At 70.5% G+C, this 12,449-nt stretch carries 13 protein-coding genes; 9 read left to right on the top strand and 4 right to left on the bottom strand.

The features are described 5' to 3' along the window. Positions 1 to 117 precede the first annotated feature (117 nt). Positions 118 to 1,218: an ATP-dependent DNA ligase gene (locus O7601_RS14405; protein WP_281566924.1), complete on the top strand. Its 1,101-nt coding sequence runs from the start codon at positions 118 to 120 to the stop codon at positions 1,216 to 1,218. A 75-nt stretch (positions 1,219 to 1,293) separates the two neighbouring features. Next, positions 1,294 to 2,835: an alpha/beta hydrolase gene (locus O7601_RS14400; RefSeq protein ID WP_281566923.1), complete on the top strand. Its 1,542-nt coding sequence runs from the start codon at positions 1,294 to 1,296 to the stop codon at positions 2,833 to 2,835. Between the two features lie 45 nt (positions 2,836 to 2,880). Here the strand turns inward: O7601_RS14400 and O7601_RS14395 are convergent, their stop codons facing one another. Then, positions 2,881 to 3,555: a helix-turn-helix domain-containing protein gene (locus O7601_RS14395; protein WP_281566637.1), complete on the bottom strand. Its 675-nt coding sequence runs from the start codon at positions 3,553 to 3,555 to the stop codon at positions 2,881 to 2,883. Positions 3,556 to 3,617: 62 nt separating this feature from the next. On the opposite strand from O7601_RS14395, the gene O7601_RS14390 reads away from it, so the two are divergent. Together O7601_RS14390 and O7601_RS14385 are read left to right on the top strand one after the other, a co-directional pair. After that, on the top strand, positions 3,618 to 4,343 hold the full coding sequence (locus tag O7601_RS14390; protein ID WP_281566636.1) for a DUF899 family protein: 726 nt from the start codon (positions 3,618 to 3,620) through the stop codon (positions 4,341 to 4,343). A 142-nt stretch (positions 4,344 to 4,485) separates the two neighbouring features. Further along, positions 4,486 to 4,938 (top strand): GNAT family N-acetyltransferase, encoded by a 453-nt coding sequence (locus O7601_RS14385; RefSeq protein ID WP_281566635.1) that lies wholly within the window; start codon positions 4,486 to 4,488, stop codon positions 4,936 to 4,938. A gap of 271 nt (positions 4,939 to 5,209) precedes the next feature. On the opposite strand, the gene ligD is transcribed toward O7601_RS14385, so the two are convergent. Continuing rightward, on the bottom strand, positions 5,210 to 6,235 hold the full coding sequence (gene ligD, locus O7601_RS14380) for a non-homologous end-joining DNA ligase (RefSeq protein WP_281566634.1): 1,026 nt from the start codon (positions 6,233 to 6,235) through the stop codon (positions 5,210 to 5,212). 47 nt (positions 6,236 to 6,282) lie between these two features. On the opposite strand from ligD, the gene msrB reads away from it, so the two are divergent. Continuing rightward, positions 6,283 to 6,693, top strand: a complete 411-nt coding sequence (gene msrB, locus O7601_RS14375) for a peptide-methionine (R)-S-oxide reductase MsrB (RefSeq protein WP_281566633.1) — start codon at positions 6,283 to 6,285, stop codon at positions 6,691 to 6,693. Between the two features lie 182 nt (positions 6,694 to 6,875). Here the strand turns inward: msrB and O7601_RS14370 are convergent, their stop codons facing one another. Together O7601_RS14370 and O7601_RS14365 are read right to left on the bottom strand one after the other, a co-directional pair. Then, a complete protein-coding gene (locus O7601_RS14370) occupies positions 6,876 to 7,511 on the bottom strand; it encodes a DUF305 domain-containing protein (protein ID WP_348650252.1) in 636 nt (211 codons plus the stop codon). Between the two features lie 149 nt (positions 7,512 to 7,660). After that, positions 7,661 to 8,410 carry a lytic polysaccharide monooxygenase gene (locus O7601_RS14365; RefSeq protein WP_281566632.1) on the bottom strand — a complete coding sequence of 250 codons (750 nt, stop codon included), beginning with the start codon at positions 8,408 to 8,410 and terminating at the stop codon, positions 7,661 to 7,663. A 152-nt stretch (positions 8,411 to 8,562) separates the two neighbouring features. Here O7601_RS14365 and O7601_RS14360 point away from each other — a divergent pair, with 152 nt between their 5' ends. From O7601_RS14360 to O7601_RS14345, 4 genes are all read left to right on the top strand, one after another. Further along, the gene (locus O7601_RS14360; protein ID WP_281566631.1) at positions 8,563 to 8,823 is read left to right on the top strand and encodes a Prokaryotic metallothionein; all 261 of its coding nucleotides are present in this window, start codon (positions 8,563 to 8,565) and stop codon (positions 8,821 to 8,823) included. A 164-nt stretch (positions 8,824 to 8,987) separates the two neighbouring features. After that, positions 8,988 to 10,157, top strand: coding sequence for a DDE-type integrase/transposase/recombinase (locus tag O7601_RS14355; protein WP_281561868.1), 1,170 nt, complete (start codon positions 8,988 to 8,990; stop codon positions 10,155 to 10,157). A gap of 323 nt (positions 10,158 to 10,480) precedes the next feature. Beyond that, positions 10,481 to 10,921: a GNAT family N-acetyltransferase gene (locus O7601_RS14350; protein ID WP_281566630.1), complete on the top strand. Its 441-nt coding sequence runs from the start codon at positions 10,481 to 10,483 to the stop codon at positions 10,919 to 10,921. 204 nt (positions 10,922 to 11,125) lie between these two features. Next, positions 11,126 to 12,223, top strand: a complete 1,098-nt coding sequence (locus O7601_RS14345) for a lytic polysaccharide monooxygenase (protein WP_281566629.1) — start codon at positions 11,126 to 11,128, stop codon at positions 12,221 to 12,223. Positions 12,224 to 12,449 lie beyond the last annotated feature (226 nt).

Raw genomic sequence — 12,449 nt, 5'->3', positions numbered from 1 at the left:
CTGCGGTTTTGCGATTCGCCCGGGTGGGACGTGGCAGGTCAGAGACGGACACGCCGCCCATCGGGCGGGACGTGATCCGGCTCACCACTGTCGGTGCCGTCTGGTTGACTGATGGCCGTGGACCTGCCGATCAACTCGCCGGTGGAGCCGATGCTCGCCCGCAGTGTCAATTCGATCCCCACCGCCCCGGGGATGACCTACGAACCCAAGTGGGACGGCTTCCGCTGCATCATCCTCCGCGATGGTGACGAGGTGGAGCTGGCCAGCCGGGGCGGCAAGATGATGACCCGCTACTTCCCCGAGGTGGTCGAGCAGGCCCGCCGGCAACTACCGCCGCGCTGCGCGGTCGACGGCGAGCTGATCGTGATCCGCCGCGACGGCCCGGACGGGCAGCCCCGGCTCGACTTCGAGTTGCTGGCCCAGCGCATCCACCCGGCGGCCTCCCGGGTGAAGCTGCTCGCCGAGACGACCCCCGCCGACTTCGTCGCCTTCGACCTGCTCGCGCTCGACGACGAGAGCCTGCTCGACGTCCCCTACCCGACCCGCCGGGCCCGGCTGGAGCAGGCGCTGGCCGGGGTGCGACCCCCGGTGCACGTCACCCAGATCACCACCGACGCCGAGGTCGCGCGCCGCTGGTTCGACGTGTTCGAGGGCGCCGGCCTGGACGGGCTGATCGCCAAGCCCGCCGACCTGCCGTACGAGCCGGGCAAGCGACTCATGTCCAAGGTCAAGCACGCCCGTACCGCCGACGCGGTGGTGGCCGGGTTCCGCTGGCACAAGTCCGGTCCGGTGGTCGGGTCGCTGCTGCTCGGCCTCTACGACGACGCCGGGGTGCTGCACCACGTCGGGGTGAGCGCCTCGTTCACCATGGCCCGCCGCGCCGAGTTGCTGGAGGAGCTGGCCCCCTACCGCGACGCCGGGCCCGAGCACCCGTGGGTGCACGGCGACCACGAACGCGGGCAGCGCATCCCCGGCGGCGTCAGCCGCTGGACCGGCACCAAGAACCTGGAGTGGGAGCCGCTGCGCCCGCAACTGGTGGTCGAGGTGGCGTACGACGCGATGGAGGGTGACCGGTTCCGGCACACCGCGCGCTTCGTTCGCTGGCGTCCCGACCGTGACCCGCTCTCCTGCCGATACGATCAACTCGACCGGCCGGTCCGGTTCGACGTGGACCAGGTGCTGCGCGGTGACCCGGCGGTCCCGGCCGAGTCCGCATAGCTTGGCCGTCGATCTGATCACGGAGGCTCGTTCGTGACCCGTACGCCCGATCGGACCCGCCGTTTCCGGCTCACCGTGGCCGGCCTGACCGCCGCCGTCGTGGTCACCGCCGGCTGCACGCTGCCGGCGTTCGCGCCGCGCACCGACGCCGACGGCGAGGCCGCCGCACCGGGAGCCGCGCCGACCTGGCGGTCCTGCCCGGAGGTGGCCGACGAGGTGGTCGGACGGCGCGCTCCGGATATCAGGTACGAGTGCACCCGCATCCAGGTGCCGCGCGACTGGGCGGGCGGCAACGCGGCCACGACCGGTCCCGGTGCCGGCGAGACCTTCGAGATCGCGCTGCTGCGCGTCCGCTCCACCAACCAGCGCGACCGGATCGGCTCCCTGCTGGTCAACCCGGGCGGTCCCGGCGGCTCGGGCGTCGACACCGCCGTCTACCTCACCTTCGGCGAACAGTACGGCGGCCTGCCCGACGCCATCCTCGAACGCTTCGACATCGTCGGCTTCGACCCGCGCGGGGTGGCCCGGTCCAGCCCCGTCGAGTGCATCCCCGACGCCGACCTCGACGCCGTCTTCGGCTACAGCCCCGATCCGGAGAGCCAGCCGTCATTCGACGACTTCGTCGCGCTCAACCAGCAGATTGGCCAGGGCTGCGGCGCCAAGTACGGCGACCAGTTACCGCTGTACGGCACCGAGCAGGCGGCCCGCGACATCGACGCGATCCGGGCCGCCGTCGGCGACGAGAAGCTGACCTACCTCGGCTACTCCTACGGCACCCTGCTGGGGGCCACGTACGCCCAGTTGTTCCCACAGCGGGTGCGGGCGCTGGTGCTCGACGGCGCGGTCGACCCCCGGCAAGACCTGATCGAGGGTTCGGAGAGCCAGGCGAGAGGCTTCGAGCGCGCCTTCGACAACTTCACCCGCTGGTGTGCGGCGAACGCGGCCCGCTGCCCCATCGCCCCCGACGCCCGGGCGGCGGTCACCTCGGCGATCGACAAGGCCGAGGTCTCCCCCGTCCGCTCCGCCGAAGGGCGGGAGGCCACCGCCGGCTGGATCTTCTACGCGATCGTCTCGTCGCTGTACTCCGAGCCCGGCTGGGAGCAGCTCGCCCAGGCCATCGACCGGCTGAACGAGGGCAACCCGACGGAGGTGTTCCGGCTCGCCGACAACTACACCGACCGAGACGAGGACGGCAACTACAGCAACCTCTTCGACGCCAACCTGGCCATCAACTGCGCCGACGAGGAGCAACGCCCCGACCTGGAGCGGATCCGCCAGCTCCAGTCCCAGTGGCGCACCCGGTATCCGCTCTTCGGCGCACCACTTGCCGCCGGCCTGGTCTCCTGCACCGAGTGGCCGGGCGGCAGCGACCCCTACCCCACCGGCCGCGCCGAGGGCGCCCCGCCGATCCTGGTCGTCGGCACCACCGGCGACCCCGCCACCCCTTACGAGCAGACCCCGGCGTTGGCCGAGATGCTGGGTGTCGGCCGGGTGCTCACCTGGGAGGGCGAGGGGCACACCGCCTACCCGCAGACGGCCTGCATCACCCAGGCGGTCAACGCGTACCTGATCGACCTGACCGTCCCACCCGAGGGCAAGCGCTGCCCAGCGCGCTAGCCGAGGAGGCGAGGCGGCCCTGAGGGCGGGCCGGGGCAGTGCCTCTCACGAGGGGGCTACGGCCGTGAGGTAGAGGCGCACGACGCCGAGGACGGTGTCGCGGTCGCCGTCGACGCGTACGGTGCCGGTGCGTTCGGCGTCGGTGAGCGGCAGGCCGCCGAAGAGCACCTCGCTCCAGGCCGTCGAGTCGGCGGTAACGGTCGCCGCCGGGTCGACTGCGGCACCGGGCCGGGCGTCCAGCAGCCCATCGATCGCGGCCAGCCGGTACTCGCGGACCGGTGGGTCGGGCTGGCGGGTGTCGTAGAGGCGCAGGGCGGTCGGCGGCAGACCCTGGGGAACCGGGGGCGCCATGGTGCGCATGGCGAGGATCATGGCGTCGGGTGTCATGCCTCCGCTGGTGCGGGGGTCCGGCCCGGAGGAGTACCACCGGCCCAGCGACGCCAGGACCGACTCCAGGCCACGACCCCACTCGGTGACGGCGTACGCGCGGGTGCGGGCCAGGTCGGGCAGGGTCACCTGGTCGACGATGCCGGCCTGCCGCAGGGATCTGAGCCGGTCACTGAGGACAGCCGGCGTGATGCCAAGAACGGCCCCTTGAAGGTCGGCGAAGCGTTTGGGGCCGAGGAGCAGCTCGCGGACGACGATGAGCGTCCACCTGTCACCCACCAGGTCGAGGGCGTTGGCGGCTCGGCAGGCGTCGCCGTGGTGCGCGTAGGTCAACTTGGCAGGCAATCCCAATCAACTTCTTTCACACGAGTAGGCGCTATGTTTATAGTAGCGGAATGCCGAGTATGGACACCCAACCAGCACCTCCGGTGGTCGACCGCGACACCTGGCTCCGGGAACGAAGCGCGCTACTGGTCCGGGAGAAGGAGCACACCCGAGCCGGTGATGCCATCGCCGCCGCCCGCCGCCGCTTGCCGATGACCGAGGTCAACCCGGTCAAACTGGTCGGCGAGCAGGGCCCCGTCCCGTTGCTCGACATCTTCGACGGGCGAGACCAACTCGTGGTCTACAAGCACATGTGGCACCTCGGCAAGCCGTTCGAGCAACAGTGTGAAGGCTGCACCCTCAGCATCTGGAACTTCCACGAGGCCAGCTACCTGGCGGCACGGGGCATCAGGTTCGCGGTCTTCGCCGAGGGACCGTATGAGGAGATTGCGCCGTTCCGCGAGTTCATGGGCTACCTCCACCCCTGGTACTCGACGTACGGCATCGACGAGCCCGCTGTCGCCGGCGGCGGCAACATCGCCTGCTACCTGCGCCAGGGCGACCGGATGTTCCTCACCTACGAGACGACCGGACGTGGCGTTGAGGCGATCATGGGCTCGCTCCAGCTGCTCGACATGACCGCATACGGACGGCAGGAAGCCTGGGAGGACTCCCCCGACGGCTGGCCGCAGGCCGACCCGGCGTACAGCTGGTGGCGCAGGGACGGCCGCCCGGTGGCCCAGTGGTCCCGCCCCGGCGCCACGCCCGTCCAATCGGACCAGCACGACTGCCACTGAAGCCTGAGCCGAATGGTTGCCACCTACCCGGGGCCATCGGCGGCAGAGACCACGCCACACCGACCGGCATGTCGCTAAGGGGTGGCCGTGGACATTACGGTTCTGATGGGTCGGGGTCGCACCGTTGTGGGACGCTCGCGGGATGAGTGAGGTGATCTTCCGTGAGGCGGTCCGGGCCGATCTGCCGGCCATCCTCGACCTGCTCGCCGACGACGTGCTCGGACGCACCCGTGACGTCGGGGAGGTCGACGCCACGTACGAGAAGGCGTTCGCGGACATCACCGCCGACCCGCGCAACCAGCTCATGGTCGGTGAGGCCGACGGCGAGGTGGTGGGGTGCATGCAACTCACCTACATCCCCGGGCTCGGCCGGCACGGCGCCGAGCGGCTGCTTGTCGAGGCGGTCCGGGTCCGCTCGGATCAGCGCGGACGGGGCCTGGGCCGGCAGATGATGACGTGGGCGATCGACCAGGCGCGGCAGCACGGCTGCGGCCTGGTGCAGCTCACCACCGACAAGAGCCGCCACGACGCGCACCGCTTCTATATCGGGCTCGGCTTCGTCGCCAGCCACGAGGGTATGAAGCTCAGTCTCTGACGCCGGCGGACGGAGGCCCTGCCAGCCTGGGTCGCCCCACGCCGCAACCGAGGATTGTGGCCCAGAAGGTCGTCTGCGTCGCCAGACTCGACCCCGTGGGTCAAGGACCGGGTGGACTGCCGGATCAACCAGAAGTCCCCCTCGGGCAGGACGATCGCCCAGCCGATCGGGACGTCGTTATCCGCCACGAGCACCAGCGGTTCCGGCTTGCTGTCGACCGCGATCTCGGGCAGGTCCTCTGCCCCAACGGACCCGATGCCCTGCTTCGCGCTCAGCGGGGGCGGTCGCGGTCCTTGGAGGGTTGGACCCGCTTCGGTTCGCCCGGCATCTTCGGGTGGTCGGGTGGGTAGGGCAGGTCACCCTCTCCGGCGGCGGCGTCCCGCTCGGCCCACTCCAGCAGCGGGGTGATGTCCCACCCGGCGTCGTCGATGCCGGCGTGCGGGTCGCCGCGCTGGGCCAACCGCTCCGGCACGGTACGCAGGTCGAAGTCGTCTGGCTCGACGTCGGGCAGCTCGTCCCAGGTGACGGGGGTGGAGACCGTCGCCCGGGCGTTGGCGCGCAGCGAGTACGCGCAGGCGATGGTGCGGTCCCGCGCCATCTGGTTGTAGTCCACGAAGACCCGCTCGCCGCGTTCCTCCTTCCACCAGGCGGTGGTGACCAGGTCGGGTCGGCGGCGGGCCAGTTCCCGGGCCAGCGCGATGGTGGCCCGGCGCACCTCGACGAACGTCCAGCGCGGCTGGATGCGCAGGTAGACGTGCACGCCTCGACCGCCGGAGGTCTTCGGCCAACCCGGCACGCCCAGCTCGTCGAGGATCGCCCGCAGCTCGGCGGCGGCCGTCGCCGCGTGGGCGAAGTCGGTGCCGGGCTGCGGATCCAGGTCGACCCGCAACTCGTCCGGCTGGTCGACGTCGGCGGCGCGCACCGGCCACGGGTGGAACACCACAGTGCCCATCTGCGCCGCCCAGGCCACATGGGCCAGGTCCGCCGGGCACAGCTCCGCGGCCTTGCGCCCGCTGGGAAAGCTGATCTCGGCGGTACGCACCCAGGGCGGCACGCCCCGGGCCGGCACCCGCTTCTGGAAGAACATCTCCCCCTCGATGCCGTCGGGAAAGCGCTGCAACGTGGTGGGCCGGTCGCCCAGCGCGCGCATGATGCCGTCGCCGACGCTGACGTAGTAATGGAAGACGTCGGCCTTTGTGAAGCCCCGCTCCGGGAAGATCACCCGATCGGGACTCGACAGCCGTACGCTGTGCCCGGCCACCTCGATCTGCTCGGCCGCAGCCTTCGTGCCACCCATTGCGCGACCATATGCGATGGGTCCGACCTTCGGCGTACCGTTGACCTGTGACTCTTCCCGACAGCGAACTGCCCCGCACCGAGGACGAGTGGCGGGTCCGGCTCAGCCCCGCCGAGTTCCGGGTGTTGCGCGAGCATGGCACCGAACCGGCGTGGACCGGCGAGTACGTCGACACCAAGACTCCCGGCATGTACCGGTGCCGGGCCTGCGGTGTCGAGCTGTACCCGAGCGACACAAAGTTCGACTCGCACTGCGGCTGGCCGAGCTTCGACGACGCGATCCCCGGCGCGATCAAGGAGATCGAGGACAACTCCCTCGGCATGAGTCGCACCGAGATCCGCTGCGCCCGCTGCGACAGTCACCTCGGTCACGTCTTCCGGGGCGAGGGCTTCACCCCGAAGGACACCCGGCACTGCGTGAACTCGCTCTCCATCCGCCTGGACCCGGCCGACGTCTGACCAGGACACCCCGCCCGCGGCCACTCCGGCCCGCGCCGCGCCGGCACCGCCCGGTTCGGCACCGCCCGGTTCGGCAGTGGGGCCGGCCCGACTGCTGATGCCGCGCCGGCCTGGCCCACGCACGCCAGGTCGGCCCGCGTCGACCCGCGCCCGCGCCGGCAGGAGTCCGCGCGGCCGGGCGGTCAGCTGGCTGCGGGCCGGCCGGCCATCAGCGCGACCTGAGCGGTACGCGACTGCTCGACGCGCCGGGCCAGGTCGAGCACCCGCGCGTCGGTGCCCGCCGCCTGATGTGCCCGGGCCAGGTCGGCTGCGGCCTGCTGGTGCGCGCTGAGCACCTCGATCAGCACCTTGTCGACCTCAGCGTCCGGGGCGTCGCGCAGCCGCGCCAGCTGCGCGGGTCCGGTGCCGTGCCCAGCGTGGTCGTCGGCGCGGGCGCTGCGCCCAACCTGCGCCAACCAGCTGCGTGCGGTGGCCAGTTCGTCGGTCTCGGTCGCCTCGACGGCGGCGACCAGGGTGCGCAGCTCGCTGTCGGCCAGCCGGTCCCGCGTAAGCCGGACGATCTGGAGGGTCTGCTCGGTGTGCCCGGTCATCATCGACAGAAACAGCAGGTCGATACCGGTCATCTCACTGGTGCCACCAGGCGTCGCGGCGGGGGTCGCGGCCACCGATGGCGTGGCCTCAGCAGGCGCGGGTTGCGCCGACGGCGCGGGGGAACCGCCACAGCCGGCGGCCAGCAGCACCGCGAGCAGGTGCAGCGGCAGCCCGCGCAGCGGGGCACGCCCCCCCACCCCCGACACGGCGACTCGTGCTCCCAGCACGCCGGCTCCGGCCCGCGACACGGCGGCTCCGGCCGAGAGCACACCAGCTTCCGCCCACAGCACGGCGGGCGGGAGCGACGGTACGGCGGGCGGGAGCGACGGTACGGCGGGCGGGAGGTGCGGCCAGCTCCGGCCGCACCTCCCGCCGGTCAGATCTGGCTCCACAGCGCCGGTACGTTCGGCGGCTCCCAGCCGGCGATGGCGGTGTGCGCCTGCCGGCAGCGGTAGCTACGGCCACCGTAGGTGACCTGGTCCCCGACCGCGTACGCGCGACCGGCCGCCCAGGTGCCGCCGGTCGGCGGGTTGGTGGTCGGTGCAACCGTCGGGGTGGGCGACGGAGCCGGCGGGTTGGTGGTGGGGCTGGGGCTGGGCGTGGGGTTGCCGCCGCCACCGCCGATCTGCAGGTCGACGCAGGAGTAGAAGGCGTTTGCGGTGTCGGAGATGTTCCACACCGCCAGCAGCTTCTGCCGGCCCGAGTAACCGGAAAGGTTGACGGTGTGCGAGACGGTCGCGCCGGGCTGGCGTCCGCCGCCGGAGAAGACCGCAACCCGGGTGCTGCCGATGAAGTACTCCCAGTCGCGGGTGGCGTGCATGGCCGTGTTGACCCAGGTGAACGTCACGGTGGTGCCGACCGAGGTGGCCGGCCAGCCACGGTTGTCGTCGTTCAGGACGGCGAAGTGCGAGATGTTGGCGTGGCAGTTGCGCAGCCCCTTCGGGCCTTCGACGCTCTGCGGCTCCCACCTGATCTGCCCACAGTCGGGCACCCGGTTCTGCGCGCAGAGGGCCTGGCGGCTCGGTGGTGACGAGACGTAGCCGTGGGCCTGGGCGGGGGTGGCGACGGCCAGGGTGGAGACCATGGCGCCCGTCGCGACGAGCGGAAGGGTGATTCTTCGGCGCATGGCGGCAGCTCCTTATCGGCGTGATGCCTGGTGAGGTGCCACCAACATAATTTAAACCTTGTTAACAGTAAAGACCACTGTCAATAAAACAAGAGCCGCTGAGCGTTGTGTCGCAAGATTGGACAAAAGGTCTACTTATGGAGGTACGGGGCGTGGCTACCTGCGAGGTCTGCGGCAACGACTACTGGCTGGCGTTCGAGGTGCGTACGGTCAGCGGCGACGTGCACACCTTCGACAGCTTCGAGTGCGCGATCCACCGACTGGCGCCGATCTGCGAGCACTGCGGCATCAAGATCTCCGGCCACGGGGTCGAGGTCTCCGGCCGGTTCTTCTGCTGCGGTCACTGCGCTCGGGCGGTGGAGACGGAGCAGGGGGCCGAGATCCGCGACGCGGTCGGTGCCCGCCCAGCCTGACGTCGTCCACCGATCATCCACAGCGGAACGAAGAGGCATTGTCGATCTTGGACAGTTCCCGTTCGCGAAGAACTATTCAGTCCCATGACATCTGTCAGTGATGAAGTCCCGATACATGTGTCAGTTGGTAGGGATCTTGGGCGGGCTGGTACATGGTGCCTGGCATGGCTTCTCGGCGGCATGTCTTGAACCTGCTCGATGCTCAGTTGGCTGCGGGGGTGCGGATCAATGTGGCCGAGTTCGCGCGCGAGCATGGTGTGTCCGTCCGTACGGTGTATCGGCATCAGGCGCGGATCCGGGACGAGGGTGAGTGGCATGCGCGTTCCCGGCGGCCGCACAGCAGTCCGCGGGTGACGCCGCCGGATCTGGATGCCTGGATCTGCAAGCTGCGCGCCGAACTCGGTCTGGACAATGGGGCCGATTTCATCCGTGACGCCCTGATCGAGGTGCACGCCGCTACCGGTCCGGCATGGCGGGTGCCTGCAAGGTCGACGATCAACCGGGTCCTGGCCCGACATGACCTGCTCGAACGGAACCCGGCGAAACGGCCGCGCAGCTCGTTCCGGCGGTTCGTCTACGCCCGGCCCAGGGACTGCTACCAGATCGACGCCACGAACGTTCGGCTCGCCGACGGCAGCCTCGCCGCGGTCTTCGACGTCCTGGACGACTGCACCCGAACCCTCGTCGGCTGTCACGCGACGATCGCGGAGACCGCCGAAGGTGCGGTCACCGCGGTCAGGCAGGCCTTCGGCGAGTACGGCGTCCCCGCGATCGTGTTGTCCGACAACGGCACCGCGTTCACCAGCCGACTCACCCGGCCCGGATCGATCTCCACGTTCGTCCAGTGCCTCCTGGACCACAATGTCCGGCCGATCAACTCCAGCCCCTACCATCCACAGACCTGCGGCAAGGTCGAACGCCACCACCAAACCCTCAAGAAATGGCTGAGCACCCAACCCACCCCCGGCACCCGCGCCGAGCTGCAAACCCATCTGGACGTCTACCGCCGCTACTACAACACCGAACGACGCCACAGCGCCCTACCACGACGCGCCACCCCCGCCCAGGCATGGACAGACGCGCCCAGCCTCGGCGGGCCCGCCAGCCTGCCCCTGCAGACCGACGCCACCCTGCACCGCTGCCTCGTGGACAGCACCGGCGCCATCCGCGTCGCCGGGCACCGCACCAGCGTCGGCACCACCCACGCCGGCACCACCGTCACCGCCATCCGCGACCAAAACCGGATCACCGTCTACCACCACGACGGCCAACCCCTCGGCCACTTCCACCTCACCCCCGACCGGAACTACATCAGCCTCACCCGAGCAGCATGATCAACAACTCATGACACATCTATCGGGACTCCCCCTTGACACATGTCTCGGGACAGCACAGTTCGCGAAGAACGAAAACTGTCCAAGATTCGTAATCAGATGCCCGCGACCACGCCGCAAAGCGCGCGCGAAGCGAGGCGGCGCCACCCTGTCTGTCAAGCTATGCCGGGCCGAGCCATGCCGAGCCAGGCCGAGCCGGGCCGAGCCGGGCCGAGCCGGGCCGAGCCGAGCCAGGCCGAGCCAGGCCACGCCGGGGCAGGTCGAGCCGGGGCAGGGCGCACCTCCGCGCCGGCGCCCGGCGGCGACAGCACTAGCCTGGCGGGATGTCTGACACGCAGCTGCACAGCGCCGGTTTCGCCGAGTTGGATACCCGCACCTTCCACGACCTGGCCCGGCTCCGGGTCGACGTCTTCGTGGTCGAGCAGGAGTGCGCGTACCCGGAGCTCGACGGACGCGACGTCGAGCCCGGCACCCGGCACCTGTGGCTGGCACACGACGGCGCTCCGGTGGCGTACCTGCGAATCCTGGCCGACCCCGGCGGGGTGGCCAGGATCGGACGGGTGGTGGTGGCCCCGGAGGCCCGGGGTGCCGGGCACTCGGGCCGGCTGATGACCGCGGCCCTCGCGGAGATCGGTGGCCGGCCGTGCGTGCTTGACGCACAGTCACATCTTGTCGACTTCTACACCCGCCACGGCTTCACGGTCAGCGGGCCGGAGTACGTCGAGGACGGCATCCCCCACACCCCGATGCGCCGGAAGTGGTGACCGACCGCGAAACCAGTGCTGGAAGCGCTTCGACGGGCCCGTGCACCCAGTGCTGGAAATCGCTTTCCTCATTGACTAATGCCGATTGAACGTGCCATCCTTCCGGGCGAGTCAGCACACGAGGGCCACGCTTACAGCGCGGGAGAGGGCAACTCCCGAGCGTCCGGGCGATGTCGAGATCCGACGACTCCCCCTGGGGGCTCCATGTCCAATTCGCTAAGATCATCGCGGGCACTCTGGCTGCTGGCCGTTGCGGCCATCGCCACATTGCTGCTCAGCACGGCATTCGTACGATCCGCCTCCGCGCACGGCTCGGTGGCCAGTCCCATCTCCCGCAACTACGGCTGCTGGCAGCGCTGGGGCGGCGACTTCCAGAACCCACGGATGGCCACCGAGGACCCGATGTGCTGGCAGGCGTGGCAGACCGACACCAACGCCATGTGGAACTGGAACGGCCTCTACCGCGAGGGCGTCGCCGGTAACCACCAGGCCGCCATCCCGAACGGCCAGCTCTGCTCGGGTGGGCGCACCGAGAACGGCCGCTACCGGGCGATGGACGTGCCGGGCGCCTGGCGGACCACCTCGGTCGGCAACAACTTCCGGCTGAAGTTCTACGACCAGGCCAGCCACGGCGCCGACTACATCCGGGTGTACGCCACCCGGCAGGGCTACGACGCGCTGACCACGCCACTGGCCTGGTCGCACCTGGAACTGGTCGGCCAGATCGGCAACACGCCTGCCTCGCAGTGGCAGCAGGAGCCCGGCGGGGTCTCCATCGAGATCCCGGTGAACGCCCCGGGCCGCACCGGCCGGCACGTCATCTACACGATCTGGCAGGCCAGTCACTCCGACCAGTCGTACTACATCTGCAGTGACGTGCAGTTCGGTGGCGGCACCACCCCGCCGACCACGCCGCCGCCGACCACCACCCCGCCCACCACTGCCCCGCCGACGACGCCGCCGCCGAGCACCACCCCGCCCACCACCAACCCGCCGGCGACGGGTGCCTGCTCGGCGACGTACCGGGTCACCTCGACCTGGTCCGGCGGATTCCAGGGCGAGGTGCAGGTGACCGCCGGCAACGCGGCCATCCGCGGCTGGCGAGTGAGCTGGACCAACGGCAGCGGCCAACAGGTCAACCAGGCCTGGAACGCCACAGTCAGCTCCAACGGATCCACCGTCACCGCCACCAACGTCAGCTACAACGGCAACCTCGGCGCCGGCGCCAGCACCACCTTCGGCTTCCTCGCCTCCGGCAACAGCACAAGCACACCGACGGTGACCTGCACGGCCACCACCTGATCCCAGGCGGGGCCGCGCCACACTCCCTCGGGCGCGGCCCCGCCCGGCTCAGTCGGGCAGACCCGCACGCCAGGCGTCGGCACCCGGCAGCCGGCAGCGCCGGCTGGCGGCGGTTCCGGAGCCCCGCTCCGGAGAGCGCCTGCCACGTTGACGTACGCCGATACTTCGTGGCACGCTTCCTGCGGAGCCAACACCACAGGGGCAACGCAGATCGGCCACGGGAGAG

Origin of the sequence: Verrucosispora sp. WMMD573 (assembly GCF_027497175.1) — a bacterium.
Classification (GTDB): domain Bacteria; phylum Actinomycetota; class Actinomycetes; order Mycobacteriales; family Micromonosporaceae; genus Micromonospora.
Note: the sequence above shows the minus strand (reverse complement) of the source record. Positions and strands in the feature narration are given on the sequence as shown.

Excerpts from the sequence above, each read along its gene's own strand:
- O7601_RS14350 (WP_281566630.1), top strand. The coding sequence starts at position 10,481 with ATGTCTGACACGCAGCTGCACAGCGCCGGTTTCGCCGAGTTGGATACC.
- O7601_RS14345 (WP_281566629.1), top strand. The coding sequence starts at position 11,126 with ATGTCCAATTCGCTAAGATCATCGCGGGCACTCTGGCTGCTGGCCGTT.
- ligD (WP_281566634.1), bottom strand. The coding sequence starts at position 6,235 with ATGGGTGGCACGAAGGCTGCGGCCGAGCAGATCGAGGTGGCCGGGCAC.
- O7601_RS14365 (WP_281566632.1), bottom strand. The coding sequence starts at position 8,410 with ATGCGCCGAAGAATCACCCTTCCGCTCGTCGCGACGGGCGCCATGGTC.
- O7601_RS14390 (WP_281566636.1), top strand. The coding sequence starts at position 3,618 with ATGCCGAGTATGGACACCCAACCAGCACCTCCGGTGGTCGACCGCGAC.
- O7601_RS14385 (WP_281566635.1), top strand. The coding sequence starts at position 4,486 with ATGAGTGAGGTGATCTTCCGTGAGGCGGTCCGGGCCGATCTGCCGGCC.
- O7601_RS14355 (WP_281561868.1), top strand. The coding sequence starts at position 8,988 with ATGGCTTCTCGGCGGCATGTCTTGAACCTGCTCGATGCTCAGTTGGCT.